The 16,001-nt window shown below is 70.1% G+C and carries 13 protein-coding genes; 10 read left to right on the top strand and 3 right to left on the bottom strand.

What is annotated here, in order from left to right:
• Positions 1-110: 110 nt before the first annotated feature.
• Together FN821_RS00175 and FN821_RS00170 are read right to left on the bottom strand one after the other, a co-directional pair.
• On the bottom strand, positions 111-2,270 hold the full coding sequence (locus FN821_RS00175; protein WP_241660030.1) for a S9 family peptidase: 2,160 nt from the start codon (positions 2,268-2,270) through the stop codon (positions 111-113).
• Between the two features lie 194 nt (positions 2,271-2,464).
• Entirely contained in the window at positions 2,465-3,988 is a 1,524-nt protein-coding gene (locus FN821_RS00170; protein ID WP_131170541.1) for a pyridoxal-phosphate dependent enzyme, read from the bottom strand.
• A gap of 195 nt (positions 3,989-4,183) precedes the next feature.
• Between FN821_RS00170 and FN821_RS00165 the strand changes: the two genes are divergently transcribed.
• The 10 genes from FN821_RS00165 (at position 4,184) to FN821_RS00115 (ending at position 15,321) form a co-directional block, all read left to right on the top strand.
• Complete coding sequence (locus tag FN821_RS00165) at positions 4,184-4,819, top strand: SAF domain-containing protein (RefSeq protein WP_131170540.1); 636 nt, start codon at positions 4,184-4,186, stop codon at positions 4,817-4,819.
• The gene (locus tag FN821_RS00160) at positions 4,820-5,599 is read left to right on the top strand and encodes a CpaE/TadZ family protein (RefSeq protein ID WP_131170539.1); all 780 of its coding nucleotides are present in this window, start codon (positions 4,820-4,822) and stop codon (positions 5,597-5,599) included.
• Positions 5,596-7,020, top strand: a complete 1,425-nt coding sequence (locus FN821_RS00155; RefSeq protein WP_131170538.1) for a TadA family conjugal transfer-associated ATPase — start codon at positions 5,596-5,598, stop codon at positions 7,018-7,020. The genes FN821_RS00160 and FN821_RS00155 overlap by 4 nt, the downstream gene beginning before the upstream one ends.
• Positions 7,017-7,883 (top strand): type II secretion system F family protein, encoded by an 867-nt coding sequence (locus tag FN821_RS00150; protein ID WP_131170537.1) that lies wholly within the window; start codon positions 7,017-7,019, stop codon positions 7,881-7,883. The genes FN821_RS00155 and FN821_RS00150 overlap by 4 nt, the downstream gene beginning before the upstream one ends.
• Positions 7,880-8,755: a hypothetical protein gene (locus FN821_RS00145; protein WP_131170536.1), complete on the top strand. Its 876-nt coding sequence runs from the start codon at positions 7,880-7,882 to the stop codon at positions 8,753-8,755. Before FN821_RS00150 ends, FN821_RS00145 begins: the two co-directional genes overlap by 4 nt.
• Positions 8,756-8,775: 20 nt before the next feature.
• Positions 8,776-8,961, top strand: coding sequence for a hypothetical protein (locus FN821_RS00140; protein WP_131170535.1), 186 nt, complete (start codon positions 8,776-8,778; stop codon positions 8,959-8,961).
• Positions 8,962-8,963: 2 nt separating this feature from the next.
• A complete protein-coding gene (locus FN821_RS00135; protein ID WP_131170534.1) occupies positions 8,964-9,329 on the top strand; it encodes a TadE family protein in 366 nt (121 codons plus the stop codon).
• Positions 9,326-9,757 (top strand): TadE/TadG family type IV pilus assembly protein, encoded by a 432-nt coding sequence (locus tag FN821_RS00130; RefSeq protein WP_131170533.1) that lies wholly within the window; start codon positions 9,326-9,328, stop codon positions 9,755-9,757. The genes FN821_RS00135 and FN821_RS00130 overlap by 4 nt, the downstream gene beginning before the upstream one ends.
• A gap of 1 nt (position 9,758) precedes the next feature.
• Complete coding sequence (locus FN821_RS14070) at positions 9,759-13,118, top strand: LysM peptidoglycan-binding domain-containing protein (RefSeq protein WP_165489166.1); 3,360 nt, start codon at positions 9,759-9,761, stop codon at positions 13,116-13,118.
• Positions 13,119-13,632: 514 nt separating this feature from the next.
• Positions 13,633-15,321, top strand: a complete 1,689-nt coding sequence (locus FN821_RS00115; protein WP_131170532.1) for a fumarate hydratase — start codon at positions 13,633-13,635, stop codon at positions 15,319-15,321.
• Positions 15,322-15,446: 125 nt separating this feature from the next.
• Here the strand turns inward: FN821_RS00115 and FN821_RS00110 are convergent, their stop codons facing one another.
• The gene (locus tag FN821_RS00110) at positions 15,447-15,956 is read right to left on the bottom strand and encodes a hypothetical protein (protein ID WP_131170531.1); all 510 of its coding nucleotides are present in this window, start codon (positions 15,954-15,956) and stop codon (positions 15,447-15,449) included.
• Between the last annotated feature and the right edge of the window lie 45 nt (positions 15,957-16,001).

The following is a 16,001-nucleotide window of genomic DNA, read 5'->3' as shown; positions in this document are numbered from 1 at the left end:
CAACTCCGCCACTATGCAGCCGATCGCTCGCGTGGGCCGTGGCCTTGCGCCCCGCTGGGTGGCGCCACGATGCGCTTGGCCGGCAGTCACGTCCGCCGACGGCGTCCGGACTACACCAACTCGGACCCGGCGATCTCGCGCCCGTCGACGTGCCGCGCCAGGAAGGCCAGCACGGTCTCGTACCAGACCCGCGCGTGGTTGGGCGTGAGGATCCAGTGGTTCTCGTCGGGGAAGTAGAGGAAGCGGTGCGGCAGGTCGTCGGGCTCGCCATCCCAGCCGGACGCCAGCGCCCACCACAGGGCCAGTCCCTCGCCGATGGGCACGCGATAGTCCTTGTCACCGTGGACGACGAGCATCGGCGTGACGATCTTGTCGGCCTGGTGATGAGGCGAGTTCGCGGCCCGCATCTCGGGCGTCATCTCGTTAGCCCAGAACCACGGCGCGTCCGTCGTGTTGCCGAACGTCTCGAGGTTCCACAGGGACGCGTGCGTCACGATCGCCTTGAAACGATCGGTCTGGCCAGCGACCCAGTTGGCCATGTAGCCGCCGAACGAGCCGCCCATGGCGACCGTCCGGGACTCGTCGATGTCGTCGCGGGCCACGACGGCGTCCGTCACGGCCATCAGATCGGTGAACGGCTCGAAGCCCCAACGTCCCCAACCGCGCTGGATGTAATCCCAGCCGTAGCCGGTCGACAGCGCCGGGTCGGGCAGCACCACCGCGTAGCCGCGCGACACCAGCAGCCACGGGCACCAGCGCCACGACCAGGCGTTCCAGCTGCCGAGGGGTCCGCCGTGGATCCAGAGTGCGAGCGGCGCCGGCTTCTCGGACGAGGAGTCCGGGGGCAGCAGCAGGTACGCCGGCACGCGAGCGCCGTCGGACGCTTCTGTTTCGATGCGCTCGAGGCGTCCGGGGAGATCGGGATAGGTCACGGGCGACTTGAGCTCGGTCGTCTCACCGGACGACTGGTCGATCCGGACGATGCTTCCCGGGTCGGTGTAGGACGAGCGCAGGGCGTACAGGGTGCCGTCCGGGGCGACGGAGATGCTCGAAAACGCCCCTTGGCCAGTCAACCGACGCGGATCGGCCGTTTCCTGGCGGGAAAGGTCTCGCTGAGCGATACCTAATCCGCCAGCATTGGCGCCCTGGCCCACCTGCACGGCGAAGACCGGGCTGTCGCCGTCGTCGTCGGCGGTGACGTAGAGCGTCTTCGAGTCGGGCGACCAGGCGGCCGGGGCTCCCCAGCGATCCCAGGAGCGGGCAAGGGGGGTGGACACGCCGGTCGTCGCGTCAATCAGGACCAGCCACGACTCGGACACGCGCTGCGGCGTCGGGCGGGTCGAACAGATCGCGGCGACGAGGGATCCATCGGGGGAAACCAGCGGAATCTCGTAGTCGCACTCGGTCGCGTCGATGACCCGACGCTCGCCGGACGCGACGTCCCAGATGGCCACCGAGTAGTGCTGATCGCCCTTGCGCTGCGGCGTCCGCCAGGAGCTGACGGCCACCTGGCCGTCGGCGCTCAGCGAGAACGGCCCGTCCAGCGAGCCGCCGACATCGCCCGACAGCGGACGCGGGGCGGTCAGGGTCGCGTCGTCGGCGTCCGAGATGGACGACGCGAACAACCGGGTGGTCTCGGCGCCGAGGTCGTGGTCCCAGAAGCGCACCGGGACGCCCTTGTGCAGGATCGCGCTCACCTTCGCCTTGGAGCGTGCCTCGCGCCGTTCGGCGTCCGCCTTCTCGTCGGCCGTGCCCGGGTGGGCCGGCGCGGCGAGGACGACCGTGTCGGCGTCCGTGCTGGTCAGGATGGCTTCCCAGCCACCGTCGCGGCGTCCGGCGACGTACGCCTCCCCGCCCCCAGCGGGCAGGCACCAGAGGGCCTTGGTGGAGTCCTTGGCGGGCTCGTCCCCGGCCGGGACGGTCCGCTTCGAGGTGAACAGCAGATCGCCGCCACGCGTGAACGCGGACGCCGCGTCGCCGTCGACGCCGCGGGTGAGACGCCGGGCCGGCTGGGCGCCGGACGGGTCGACCTGCCACAGCGACGTGACGTACGCGTTCTTGTCCTTGTTCAGGGTCGACACGGACGCCACCAGGCGCGTCCCGTCGGGCGACAGGCGTAGCCCCGTCAGGCGCGGGGTCGCTACGTAGGCCCGGAGGTCCTCCCACGGAGAGCCGAGCGGCGGGTCCGTGATGTCCTTCGGGTTGGACGCCGCAGGCTCGGCCGCGTCGTCGCGGGGCTCGTCGGGGGTGCTGATGTCGTGTTCGCTCACGCGTCCAGACCATCACGTCCCATCGGCCGGATCAATCACCAGTTCTTCACCGATAACAGCCCCGTGCGAGCCGCTGGAGACAGCGGTCCCCGGACCGCAGCCCTCCCAACCCCCGGCAGGACGCCGACCCGCGCGTCGGCGTCCGAACAGAAGAACGGCCCGCAGCCGAAGCTGCGGGCCGCTCGACACTGAACTCAGGCCTCCGACGCCACCTTGGCGTTGAAATCCTTGATCATCTCGTCCCAGATCGGGACGAACTTCTGCAGGCCCTCCCAGAAGTTCTGGTCCTTGCGCTCCATGAACAGCTCGAACGGGGTGCCCTGCTGCTCGCACCAGGTGTAGTAGCCGAGGTTGAAGATGCGCTCCTTGTCGGCGCGGGTCAGCTCGATCGTGTACGTGGTCGGCACATCGTTGAGGTGACGGGCGTACACCGTGGCGGCGTCGACGGCATCGAACTTGCCGTCGAAGTCGCGCGGCAGGATCTTGCCCTCGAGCTCGGAGGCGTACATCGCGCCGCCGTCGGTGGCGATGGTGACGATGGCGTCGTCCGCGCCGAGGCCGAGCTTCTTGGCGGTCGAGATGGCACCGAGCACGTTGCAGATGGACGAGAAGCCCATGTGCGTGAGGTGCTCGAGCAGCTCGTCGGAGAGCCCACGAGCCTTGAGGAAGTCGCGTCCGGCGGGGGTGTTGAACAGCACGAACAGCTGATCGGTGGCCTTGTCGCTGATCGCGGCCACCAGGTCGTGGTTCATGATGTTGTGGATCAGCGGCAGGTGCTTGTCGCCGATGCCCTGGATGTTGTGCTCGCCGAAGCCGTTGTTGTACAGCGTCGGGCATTCGAGCGCTTCGAGCGCGGCCACCTTGGTGCCGTGCTTCTTCTTGAGGTACTCGCCGGCGGCGATGGTGCCGGCGGAGCCGGTCGCCGAAGTGAAGGCGGCCAGCTTGAGCGGACGCCCCAGCTCCTCCTGCGCGGCCTCCCAGGCGTGCTCGAGGGCGCGTCCGGTGACGTTGTAGTGCATGAGGTGGTTGGCGAACTCGGCGAACTGGTTGAGGACGAAGTTCGTCGGATCCTTGGCCAGCTCGTTGCAGGCGTCGTAGATCTCCTTGACGTTCGACTCCGTGCCGTACGTCTTGATGACGTCCTCTTCCGGGTTCTCGCACCAGCGGTTCAGCCAGTCGAAGCGCTCCTGGCTCATGCCTTCGGGCAGGATCGCCACGCCACGGGACGCCATCAGGCGCGAGATCGCGATGCCGCCGCGGGCGTAGTTGCCGGTGGACGGCCAGATGGCGCGGTGCTCGGTCGGGTCGAACTGGCCGCAGACCACGCGCGGGGCGAGGCAGGCGTAGGCCGGCATGACCTTGTGGGCCGTGATCATCGGGAAGCGGTCGCCGAAGATGACGATGATCGGGGTGTCGATCCCGGTCAGTTCCTTCGGGAGGATCGCGTGGTCAGGCACCGACACGCGGTTGCCCTGCAGGTCGTTGTACCAGTGCAGGCGCCACAGGTTGCGGGAGTCGGGGCCCTGGGGATCCGCGTCGCCGACACGGTCGGCCGGCACCGTTGACGGGTCGGCCATCTCGGCGAACGTGGGGAGCGTGATGCCGCGCTCGCGGAAGCGCCTCACGCTGTTGTCTAGGCGGTTCTGGTCGACCACGCGAGCGGCGAGGCCGAACTGGCCCTCTAGGGCCTCTTGGAGGTTGGTGCTGGTTTCGCTCACCCGCCTAAGTATTCCGTACTTTGGCCATAGTTGGAGGAGAAACCGAAGAAGTTCGGACGCCGTTGGCAGCGGTTTCCTGACGGGCTGGCGTTCGGTCAGGCCCCGTAGTTATCCACAGATCGCGTGAAACTGCTGCTCCGTTTCAACGATCTGACCTACCTTGATGTCCCACCCCAGGAACAAGGACATCGACTCATGGCAGAGCAGGCGATCCCGGCGACCGTTCGGACGAGTCGCGTCCGAGTGCGACGCAACGTGCGCTGGCTCGCGGCGGGCATCCTGGCCGTGGTGCTGGGCGGCCTCGGCACCTGGGCGCTGTTCGCCACGGCCACGGACACTCGGTCGGCGATCAAGGTCACGACGACGGTTCATCGCGGCCAGGTCATCGACGCCAGCAAGCTGGCTGTCATCCCGATCGGACGCAACGCCGACGTCGCCGCCATTCCGGGCGAGCAGTTGAACTCCATCGTCGGCCAGACCGCACGCACCGACCTGCCGGGCGGTGGACTGTTGGTCGCCGGCAGCTTCGGCCCGCCCGAGTTGGCGGCCGGGTTGGCCCGGGTCGGGGTCAAGGTCGAGTCCGGACGCCTCCCGGCGTCGCCCCTGGCGCCCGGCACGCTCGTGTTGGTGGTCGCGCTGCCCGGGGGTGCGGCGGCCGGCGCCGACTCCACGTTGGCCCCGAGCGTGGAGGCGACCCTGGCGACCGCACCCGCGGCGTCCCCTGATGGCGGCTTCGTCGTGGACCTGAACGTCCCGCTCGCGAACGCCGAACAGGTGGCCCGACTAGGGGCGATGAAGCAGATCGCGATCATCCAGAAGTCGGAGTCGTAGATGGCCACCCTGCTGCTGTGCTCGGCCAGCGGGGCCCCGGGGGTCACGCTGACGGCGCTCGGGCTGGCGCTGACGTGGCCTCGCGACGTCCTCTTGGTCGATGCCGATCGGACGCCGTCGCAGGCGGTCCTAGCGGGGTACTTGCGGGGCGTCTCCGCGCGGGATCGCGGGCTGCCCGGGGTACTGCAGGCGCACCGGGAGAGGCGTCCGCTGAGCGAGGCGCTCGTCGATCAGGCGGTGGATCTTCCGGAGCCGATCGCCTCGGGGTCGTCGGTGTCGCGCAGGTTCCTGCCCGGATTCGTCCACCTGGGCTCGGTCGACCTGTTCGGCGGCGTGTGGCGCGAACTCGGGCTGGCGCTGCAGGCGGCCCCGTTCGACGCGGTCGTGGACGCCGGACGCATCGGCCATCGCGGTCTGCCGGGCGACCTCGTCGAGGCGTCCGACAAGGTCTGGCTGGTCTGCCGCTCGTCGCTGGTCTCGCTGGCCGCGGTGCGGCTGTATCTATCGGCGCTGGTCGAGCAGGCGGGCGAGGGCAAGGTCGGCCTCGTGCTGGTCGGCCCGGGGCGTCCATACGGGGCGAAGGAAGTGTCCGAGCAGTTCGGCGTGGGCGTCCAAGCGACGATCGCCTGGGACGCCGCGGGTGCCGCCGACCTGCACGAGGGACAGCCGCTGTCGAAGCGCTGGGGTCGGCAGGCGCTGGCAGCGTCCTACGCGCGGACCGCGGCCGAGTTCGTGGCGCAGGACGTGACCGAGCGGGCACGGATCGGGGCTCCGGCATGAGCGGCGACGGCGTCCGGCTGGCCGACGTTCCGCTCTTCGAGCCGCTCGGCGACTTCGTCCTGACCAAGGCGGACCTGGTCGAGGCGAACCAGTCGTTCGTGAAGTCCGACGAGGTGGACTGGGGCCTGGTCGTGCTCCTGCGGCGGCGCGCCAGCGAGCGCATCAGCCGCGAGATTGAGGCGCACAACGAACGCACCGACAGCCCGATGCCCGAGACGGATCGGCGTCTGTTGGGGCGGTCGATGGTGCGCCGGATCGTGCGCGAGTACGCCGACGAGCAGGGCGCGCGCGGCGAGGCGCTCTGGCCGTTGGAGACGGAGCGGGCGTACGCCCAGGCGCTCGAAAACGCGATCTACGGGTACGGACGCCTGCAGCCGCTGTTCGAGATCCCGGACGCCGAGAACATCGAGATCGCGGGCTGCGACTCGGTGATGGTGCAGTTCGGGGACGGGCATCGCGAGGCTCATCCGCCGGTCGCCGACTCGGACGAGGAACTCGTCGAGGCGGTGCGGTTCCTGGGTGAGAGCGTGACGCCGACGCGTCCGTTCGACGACGCCCACCCCACGATGACGCTCGCCCTGGGCGATCGCTTCCGGCTCCACGCCATCGGCTTTGGGCTGTCGTACCGCCCTTCGGTGACGATTCGACAGCACATCCTCACCTCGGTCGATCTGCCGGAACTCGTCGATCGCGGCATGATGCCCGAGGAGGTCGGACGCCTCCTGCACGCGGCTGTGTTGGGCCGGCGGTCGGTTGTCATTTCAGGAGACCAGGGCGCCGGAAAGACGACGCTATTACGCGCGATGATCGCGTCGATTCCCGCGAACGAGCGGTTCGGCACCCTGGAAACCGACTACGAGTTGCTCACCCACCTGCAGCCGACCAGGCGCAACATGCTGGCCCTCCAAGCCCGCATCGGTCTGGGTGAGCGGCAGGACGGGCGTCCGGTCGGGGAGTTCACGGTCGCCGACCTGATCCCAGAAGCCCTCCGGCAGAACCTCTCGCGCCTCGTGGTCGGCGAGGTGCGCGGCAGCGAGGCGGGCGCGATGTTCGAGGCGATGCAGGCGGGCGCGGGGACGCTCAGCACGACGCACAGCCACGACTCGGCCTCGACGATGGACCGCCTGGCAGCCCGCGTGGCGCAGGGCGGCGTCCTGAGCATCGACGAGGCGTTCCGCCAGATCGCCCATCACATTGCGTTGATCGTGCACGTCAGCCTGATCGACGACACCTGGCGCGGTGGCGTCCGGACGCGCCGGGTCTCGGAGGTGCGTCGGCTCACGGGCGGCATGGAGGGCAACCGGCCCGTCTCACACCTCGTCTACCGAGCCGCTACCGACACCGATCAGGCCCTCTTCCACCCGGAACAGGACTTCCTCGAGTCGTTGGCTCCGTTCCTGCCGACGTGGAGGCAGCGATGATCCTCGTCTCGGCTGTGCTGTGCTCCATGCTCGCGCTCGCGGGCCTGGTGGTCGCTCTCGCGGCCGCGTTCGGTGTGATCCCGCGGGCGCCCCGGCATGCCCGGCGGCCGCTGCGTCGGTTCAGCTCGGTCCTTGAGCGAATCGCGCGGATTCCGAGGCGGACGCTGCTGTCGGTGCTGCTCGGCGTGGCTCTGGGGCTCGTGCTGATGTACGCCACGGGCTGGCCGTTGTTGGTGCTGCTGGTCCCGGCCGCGCTGGTCGGCGTCCCGCGGCTGCTGAGCGATCCGCCCCAGGACAACATCCGACTGCTGGAGGCGCTGGATCGCTGGGTCCGCGGGATGCTCGCCCAGATGTCGACCGGACGCTCCATCACCGACGCCCTCCGCGCGTCGGCACGCCAGCCACCGACCGGTCTCGGCGATCCGCTGGCGCTTCTGGTGCGACGCCTCGACGATCGCTGGACCACTCCTCAGGCCCTGCAGGCGATGGCCGATGAACTGGCCAGCGCCGACGCGGACGCCGTCCTGGCAGCCCTGGTCTTGTCGGCGCAACGAGGCGGCACGGGAGCGTCCGTCACGCTGTATGCGCTTGCCGAGGCGATCCAGGAGCGGCTGCGAGCGCTGCGCGAGATCGAGGCCGAGCGCGCCAAGCCTCGCGTCGTGGTGCGCCAGGTGTCGTTCATCTCGGGGATCACGTTGGCGGCCTTCGTGCTCCTCTCCCCTGGCTTCTTCGCGCCGTACGGGACGCCGCTGGGGCAGGTCATCTTGGCGATCCTGCTCGCCTTGTACGTCCTCGCGGTCTGGACCATGCGGCGGATGACCCTGGCGCGGAGTCGTGAGCGAATCCTGAGGTCCGTGACATGACGTCGGCCCTCGTCGTGCTGCCCGGCATGGTGCTCGTCGCCGGAGTCCTCCTGATCGTGGCGGCGTTCAGGCCTGAGCACGTCCGCCTGGACGATGCGCTCGCGGCGTTGGGCGGCGAGGCCCGGCACGAATCGGGGCCGACGCCCGAGCCGGGCGAGCGTCTGGGTGCGTGGTGGCTGCGCCGGCGTCCGGTCGCGGTCACGAAGACCACGAGACGCGCCCTCGAACTGAAGGGCCGCAGCCTGCCCCGGCACTACAGCTTGAAGGTCACGGGCGCGCTGGCTGGCTTCGTCACACCGCTGGCGCTGGGCGCCCTGGCCACCTTCGGGCTCGGCCTGGACGCGTCCGTCCCGTTGGTCGTGAGCGTGGTGGGGGCGGTGGTCGGCTTCCTCCTCCCTGACTTGTTGCTGCGCGGCCAGGCCGAGCACCTCTCCTCGGACGCCACCGAGTCACTGCTGACCTACTTCGACCTGGTGACGGTCGAGCGGATGGCGAACCAGTCCGCCACGCAGTCGCTGCACGCCGCAGCGGCCATCTCCGACAACGCCGTCTTCGCGCAGCTCCGGGGCGCGCTCGACCGAGCACGACTCGAACAACGGATGCCGTTCGCCGAGCTCAAGGCACTGGGGCAGCGGCTGGAGCTTCCGGCGCTCGTCGACCTCGCCGACGTGATGCGGCTGGACGAGTCGGGCGCCGCCCTGTCCAACACGCTGCGCGCACGCGTCAAAGAGCTGCGTGACGCCCACCTCACCGACCTCAAGATGACCGCCACCCGCATCTCGGAGCGGATGACCGTCTTCATGGTGATCCCCAGCCTGCTGTTCGGGCTGCTGTTCCTCGCTCCACCCATCCTCAGGCTCATCCAGAGCTGATCCAACCGAAGGAGACAACCATGACCGTCGAACGCCTGATCCACCTCGCGGTCGGCACCGCGTCCTCGCTGCGGCGTCGTGACGAGCGCGGCCTGTCGCAGTCCACCGAGAACGTGATCCTGCTCGTGGGCGCCGTGGCGATCGCGATCACCGTGATCGGACTCGTCACCCGCTTCGTCACCCAGAACCTGGTTCTGACGCCCTGATCATGCGCAATCAGCGGGGGCTGTCGGAGTCCGTCCAGTGGGTCATGATCACGCCGGTGCTCATGCTCGTCGTGCTGGGCATCATCCAACTGGGGCTGTGGGGCTACGGCCGCACGGTCGTGGCAAACGCGGCGGGGGCTGCGGCCGAAGAGGCCGCCCCGCTCGGCGCCACCCTCGCCCAGGGCACCGCCGTCGGACGCTCCCTGGCGACCCGAGGCGGGCTCAGTGACATCGCGGTCAGCGTGACCTATTCCGGCGATGATGTCGTGGCCCGCGTGTCCGGACGCATGCCCGGACTCGTCGACCTCGCCGCTCCCAGCCTCGTCGCTCAGGTCACGCGGACGCGCGAGTCGGTGACCCAACCATGACGACCAGGGGCGAGCGCGGCGCCGTCACCGTCGAGTTCGTGCTGCTGCTTCCGGTGTTGCTGCTGCTGGCGGGCATCGTCATCGCCGGCGCGCGGCTGGAGTGGGCGCGATCCGGCGTCGAGCAACTCGCCGCTTCTGCTGCCCGTCAGGCGTCGCTGGCGCGGACGTCCTCCTTGGCTCAGTCGAGCGCCCAGGACCTCGTCAGATCGGACGCCGCGGCCAGCGGCCTGACCTGCCTCGCCGGAGCGCCGGCCCTCGCCCTCGACACGTCCGGCTTCGCCGTTCCCGTGGGCCAGCCAGCACGGGTCACGGCGCGCGTGACGTGCGGCGTCCGGTTGGCGGACGTTCTGGTCCCGGGCATCCCCGGGTCCATCTCCGTGGAGGCGACCGCGACCTCCACCCTCGATCGCTACAGGGGACGTGGTTGACATGCGCAGGGTCGCTTCCATCGTGGTGCTCCTCGGGCTGCTGGTGGGTCCGCCGGTGTTGTTGGCGCGGCTCGGTTTCTACGCGTGGCAGCAGCTCAACGTGTGGGCGCCGGCTGACTTCAGGGTCCTGCTGGGGCTGCTGACGGTCGTCGGTTGGTGCGCCTGGCTGGTGTTCGCGGTGTCGGTGGTTCTGGAGGTGCTGCGAGTTGCGACCTCGGGACGCCTCGCCATTCAACTGCCCGGGCTGCGGTTGCCCCAGGCGCTGGCCGCGCTGCTCATCGCCACGATCCTGTCCGCTGGCGCCGCTCCTGCGCTCGCTGCCCCGGAGGCCTCGCCGGGACCGTCAGCTGCGGCGTCCGTGCCTGTCGTTGTTGATCGGACGCCGTCCCTCGTGACCACGTCCCAGACGGCGTCCCATCAGACCGCCGGTCACACGCTCACCCACGTGGTCGCGCCGGGTGACGAGCTCTGGAGCCTGGCCCAGCGGTACTACGGCTCCGGGACGCAGTGGCGGCGGATCGTTCAGGCAAACCCCGCTCTGGCCGCGGACCCTACGGCCGACCTCATCGAGGGCAGCGAGCTGGTCATCGCCGTGCCGTCTGGTCCGACGGAGGCCTATGTGGTGCGTCCCGGCGACACGCTCTGGGCGCTGGCCGAGCGGACGCTCGGGTCCGGCGAGCGTTACCCCGAACTGCAACGCCTGAACGCGGGACTCGTGGCCGATCCGGACCACATCGAGGTCGGCTGGACGCTCCAGCTGCCCGTGCGAGTCACCCCAGAGTCAGCCGCGATGCAGAGCGGCGCGAAGGTGAGCCAGTCCGACAGCGGAGGCCACGTCGAGGTCGCGCCCCTGTCCCTCCCGGACGCCGCCGCGCCGGCCGCCGCGCCGGCCGCCGCGCCCTCGGTGCCGTCCGGCGCCGGCCTCGACCTGGTCCCGGGTCAAGGGGCTGCTGGAGCGACGAGTTCGGCCGCGTCCCCCTCGGCGACCTCCTCCTCGGCGGTGACTTCCACGGCATCGACCCAGACGATGCCGGGCCCCGCTACGAAGTCCCCCACCGCGTCGACCCCGGCCGCGCTCCCGACGCCAACAGCCGCCGCCGGCGGCGCCCCGGACGCGACAGCGTCCACATCAGCGCCCGCGACCGCCCATGCGACGGACGCGGCCCCCACCTCCACAGCCGCGCCGAGCCCCGAGACGGCTGAGAGCTCAACGTCCCCCTCAGCATCGGCATCTCCGACCGTCGCTGTTCCAGACGCCCCCGCTGCCGATCCAACGGGGCCCTCGCTGCTGGTAGACGACTCGCTCGGCGTCCGCCTCGCCCTAGGTGGACTGGCCGCCGTGGCGGCGTCCGGGGTGCTCTTGGGCGCCCGCCTGCTCCGTCGGGAGCGGGAGTCCTCGCGGCCGGTGGGTCGACGGTTCATCGAGCCGAGCGACGAGGTGCGGCGCCTCGAGACTGCGCTTGGACTTGCCGGGCAGTTGGTGCCCGGAGACGCCCAACCGCCCGCCGGACGTCCCGAGCTGGTGGGAGCCGCGATGCGGCTACTCGCCGACCATTGGTGGGCGGCGCGGCTGCGTCCGCCGAGGTTGCGCCGCGCGGTCCTTACTGAGCAGGTCCTGGTGCTCCAGTTCGCGGACCCGCCGCCCAGCCTTCCGCCCGGCTTCCGGACCGCCCCGGACAACTCGTGCCAGGTCACCTGGTCCGGGCTGGGAGCGGCCACGCCTCCCGACCGGAGCGTCGTGTACCCGGGACTGGTCACGCTCGGACAGGACGCGGATGGGCACCTGGTGATGGTCGATGTCGTGACGTGGGGCGTCCTCGCCGTCGACGGTGAAGACGCTGAGCTACCGACCCAGTCGCTCTCGGCGATGACGATCGAACTGGCCTGCGCGCCGTGGGCTGACGAGCTGAACCTGCGGGTGGCCACCGCCGACCGCCGCTTCGTGGAGGTGGCCTCCGTCGCAATGCCCAGGACGTTCGCCGAACCCGAGGCGGCCGTCCTGGAGCTTGAGCGACAGTCGCGCGAACGCCGCGCACTCCTGCTGCTGACCTCCAGCAGCTACGACTCCCTGCGCCTCGACCCCGATCTCAGCGACGCGTGGGCGCCTACCGTGTACCTCTTCGAACGGCAGCCGGACGCCGCCCAGGTGCGTCGCATCCGGACGGCCGTGGATGGCGAACGTCTCGGCCTCTCGGCGGTGGTGCCGGTCTCGGCCGTCGCGCCAGCGGTGGCCGCGGATGAACCCCGCCTCCACCTCGTCCCCGGTGAGCCCGGCGAGCAGCCGGTCGCCGTCCTCGAGCCGGCGAGCGTGCGCGTGGCCGCTCAGACGCTGCGACCCGAGGTGCGGCGGGCGATCTCGGATCTCTACGAGTCCGCCCGCAGTGACATGACGTTCCCGGCGTCCTGGTGGCGCGAAGACCTCGAAGCAGTCGAAGGACTCGATGACCTCGAAGGAGTCGACATGGGCGAAGAACCTGCGAGCACGCCGCTGCCCGTCCCGCGCCTGGAACCGTCGGCTCGCAGCGGGCCTTCGTTGCGGCTGATCGAAGCGGACGCAGCACCTCCGAACGCCGAACGGCCGGTGCCCGTGGATGAGTCGACGACGGTGCGCCCGTTCCGAGCGGTCCGCGCACCCCGGCTGCGGCTCTTCGGCGCGGTGGGACTCGATCACGCCCAGGGCGAGGAGCCGGCGAAGTCCCGCCGCAGCTGCGTCGAGTACTGCGCCTGGCTGCTGGAGAATCCGGGCGCGACGGCGTCCGAGATGAACGCCGACCTCTTCGTCACGGACGGGACGCGCCGGGCGAACCTGAGCCGACTGCGGTCGTGGCTCGGAGCCGGCCCGGACGGAGAGCTCTACCTGCCCGAGGCGTACAGCGGACGCATCCGGCTGGCGTCCACCGTCTCGTCGGACTGGATCGAGCTGAAGCACTTGATCGACGCCGGCATCAACCAGACGCCGACCGACGTGCTGCGGTCGGCCTTGGCGCTCGTCGGGGGCGCTCCCATGGCGGACGCTTCGCCAGGCGAGTGGGCCTGGGCGTCGGCCCTGCGGAGCGACATGGTCGAGCTGGTCCGCGACCTGGCCGTGGTCCTCGCCCGACGAGAGCGAATCGCCGGCGACCTGGACGCGGCCCGCTGGGCCTGCCAGCGCGGGCGGCTGGTGGCCCCCGACGACGAGTTGCTGGTGTGCGAGCTGATGCGCATCGCGGACGCCGCCGGCCAGCCGGACGACGTGGCCACCCTGCTGAGGCAGCTGCAGCGCGCGGCGTCCCGCAGGGGTGTCGACCTGCGAGGCGAGACCGTGGCCCTGGCTCAAGAGCTCATCGAGGGCGGAAGGAGGGAGGTTCTCCGAATCAGCTAGGTGGTCCGGGCGGCGCCGACCGGAGCTGAGAAGCTCCACCAGGGACGTCGCCGCGTCGGCACGCCCCATCGCGATGGAAAGAGGGCCCCTCTGGGGGTCCAAAGCCCACCATGATCATGGGCAGTGTCACCGCCATTCGGAGAGTCCTGAAGAGCCGTCGCGACGCTGGTCCCGACGAGACCCCTCGTCGTGGGCACCCAAACCGAGGACGCCCTGCCCGCCCTCGCTGACCAGAACCGGAACTCCTCCGGTGCTGCGCCATCACTGTGGGGAGAGAGCCCCTCTATGGGCCCAAAGGCCACCGTGATCGCCAGCCAAGTCCAACGGCTGCAGCTCGAGCCGAGCCGCCCCGGCCGGCGTGCACCGTCGCCGGACGAGGGCCGGCCCGCAGCGTCAGCGTCCGAGGTGAGTGGAGGGCCGGCCCGCAGCGTCGGCGTCCGGAACAGGCGAACGCCGCTGCGGACGCAACGTGACGATGGAAAGATGGGGCCGAGCCGCGACGAAGGAGTTTGAGATGGCCGAGTTCCTCTACGAGAGCATGCTGCCGCACGGGCACGACGACACCCCGTACCGCCTGGTCACCACCGAGGGCGTGGAAACGGTTGAGGGTCCGGACGGCATCACGTTCCTCAAGGTCGCCCCCTCCACGCTCGAACTCCTGAGCGCCACGGCGATGCACGACATCGCGTTCTACCTCCGCTCCGCGCACCTCGCCCAGGTGGCCAAGATCATCGACGACCCCGAGGCGTCCGGTAACGACAAGTTCGTCGCCCTCGACCTGCTGAAGAACGCCAACATCGCCGCCGCGGGCGTCCTGCCGATGTGCCAAGACACCGGCACCGCCATCATCAAGGGCGAACGCGGCCAGCACGTGCTCACCGAGGGCACGGACGAGCGTCCGCTCAGCAAGGGCGTCTACGACGCCTACACCAAGCTCAACCTGCGCTACAGCCAGAACGCCCCGCTGACGATGTGGGACGAGAAGAACACCGGCACCAACCTGCCCGCCCAGATCGAGCTCTACGCCAACACCGAACCCGGCCACGAGGCCGAGTACAGCTTCCTGTTCATGGCCAAGGGCGGCGGCAGCGCCAACAAGAGCTATCTGTTCCAGGAGACCAAGGCCGTCCTCAACCCGGACGCCATGATGAAGTTCCTCGACGAGAAGATCCGCTCGCTCGGCACCGCGGCCTGCCCGCCGTACCACCTGGCCATCGTCATCGGCGGCACCAGCGCCGAGTTCGCACTCAAGACCGCCAAGTACGCCTCGGCGAAGTACCTCGACACGCTGCCCACGCAGGGCTCCCCGGCCGGGCACGGCTTCCGCGACCTCGAGCTCGAGGCCAAGGTGCTCAAGCTCACCCAGGACATGGGCATCGGCGCCCAGTTCGGCGGCAAGTACTTCTGCCACGACGTGCGGGTCGTCCGGCTGCCGCGCCATGGGGCGTCCCTGCCGATCGCCATCGCCGTGAGCTGCAGCGCCGACCGCCAGTGCCGCGCCAAGATCACCGCCGAGGGCGCGTTCATCGAGCAGCTCGAGTTCGATCCCGGACGCTTCCTGCCCGACATCACCCACCACGACCTCGCCGGACCCGAGGGGGCGTCCGAGGACCACCAGGCCGGATCAGTCGTCCACATCGACCTCACCCAGCCGATGGACGCGATCCTCGCCGAGCTCTCCAAGCACCCCGTCAAGACCCGGCTGTCGCTGACCGGTCCGCTGATCGTCGGCCGCGACATCGCGCACGCCAAGATCAAAGAGCGCCTGGACGCCGGCGAGGACATGCCCGAGTACCTCAAGAACCATCCGGTCTACTACGCCGGCCCGGCGAAGACTCCCGACGGGATGGCGTCCGGCTCGTTCGGCCCCACCACCGCCGGACGCATGGACTCCTACGTCGACCTGTTCCAGTCCAAGGGCGGCTCGATGGTGATGCTGGCCAAGGGCAACCGCAGCCAGCAGGTCACCGACGCCTGCAAGGCGCACGGCGGCTTCTACCTCGGCTCGATCGGTGGCCCGGCCGCGCGCCTCGCCCAGGACTGCATCAAGTCCGTCGAGGTCGTCGAGTACCCCGAGCTGGGCATGGAGGCGATCTGGAAGATCGAGGTCGAGAACTTCCCGGCCTTCATCGTGGTCGACGACAAGGGCAACGACTTCTTCAACGAGTTCAAGCCGGTCGTCCTGCAGTTGACGAAGAAGTAGGGACGCCGCGGGCCGCCGCGTCCTGGACGTGCGATTCGGCGTCCGAGGCCTTCAGCCAACAAGACAGTGAGCCGCCCGCGACCGATGGTCGCGGGCGGCTCGGGCGATGAGGCTCCGGGGCGCGATCAGAGGAACTCGCACATGCCGATGAACTCGTTCCAGTAGCCGCCGGCGGCTGCGCAGCCAGCGGGAGTGTTCGTGCTCGGCGCCGCCGTGGTGGACGGCGCCGTGGTGCCGGGACCAGTCGTGGCGGGCGTGGCGGTCGTGGTGGCCGTGGCGCCGCTGGCCGCGGCGGCGGGCAGCGGGGCGGCGATGGACCAGATGCCGACGCTGGTGACGGCGGCGGAGATGGCGGCGGCCTTCAGGAAGGTGCGCCGCTCGAGGGCGGCGGCGTCGGTGGTGATGAGCTGACGTTCGGCCAGGGCGGAGAGGTGGGCGGCGACCTCGGAGCGGCCGACTCCGGTGGTGCGCGCGATCTGGTCGGCGTCGGCTCCGGTGCAGGCGGCCCAGACGTTGGCGGCGACGTTGTCGAGGCAGTGGACCTGGTTGGTGCGCAGGTCGTAGTCGACGAGCTGGCCGTCGACGGTGTCGGTGGTGAGGTCGTCGTGGCGTTGCGACCAGGTGGGATTGATCACGGTTGCTCCCCGTTGAAGGCGGTCCTAGGTGGTGGCCCCCGATGG

Origin of the sequence: Propioniciclava tarda (genome assembly GCF_900182665.1) — a bacterium.
Lineage (GTDB): Bacteria > Actinomycetota > Actinomycetes > Propionibacteriales > Propionibacteriaceae > Propioniciclava > Propioniciclava tarda.
This window is presented reverse-complemented; position numbering and strand designations above follow the sequence as displayed.

What these genes read in the sequence shown, in the direction of transcription:
- FN821_RS00165 (WP_131170540.1), top strand. Translation starts at nt 4,184, where the DNA reads ATGGCAGAGCAGGCGATCCCGGCGACCGTTCGGACGAGTCGCGTCCGA.
- FN821_RS00160 (WP_131170539.1), top strand. Translation starts at nt 4,820, where the DNA reads ATGGCCACCCTGCTGCTGTGCTCGGCCAGCGGGGCCCCGGGGGTCACG.
- FN821_RS00155 (WP_131170538.1), top strand. Translation starts at nt 5,596, where the DNA reads ATGAGCGGCGACGGCGTCCGGCTGGCCGACGTTCCGCTCTTCGAGCCG.
- FN821_RS00150 (WP_131170537.1), top strand. Translation starts at nt 7,017, where the DNA reads ATGATCCTCGTCTCGGCTGTGCTGTGCTCCATGCTCGCGCTCGCGGGC.
- FN821_RS00145 (WP_131170536.1), top strand. Translation starts at nt 7,880, where the DNA reads ATGACGTCGGCCCTCGTCGTGCTGCCCGGCATGGTGCTCGTCGCCGGA.
- FN821_RS00140 (WP_131170535.1), top strand. Translation starts at nt 8,776, where the DNA reads ATGACCGTCGAACGCCTGATCCACCTCGCGGTCGGCACCGCGTCCTCG.
- FN821_RS00135 (WP_131170534.1), top strand. Translation starts at nt 8,964, where the DNA reads ATGCGCAATCAGCGGGGGCTGTCGGAGTCCGTCCAGTGGGTCATGATC.
- FN821_RS00130 (WP_131170533.1), top strand. Translation starts at nt 9,326, where the DNA reads ATGACGACCAGGGGCGAGCGCGGCGCCGTCACCGTCGAGTTCGTGCTG.
- FN821_RS14070 (WP_165489166.1), top strand. Translation starts at nt 9,759, where the DNA reads ATGCGCAGGGTCGCTTCCATCGTGGTGCTCCTCGGGCTGCTGGTGGGT.
- FN821_RS00115 (WP_131170532.1), top strand. Translation starts at nt 13,633, where the DNA reads ATGGCCGAGTTCCTCTACGAGAGCATGCTGCCGCACGGGCACGACGAC.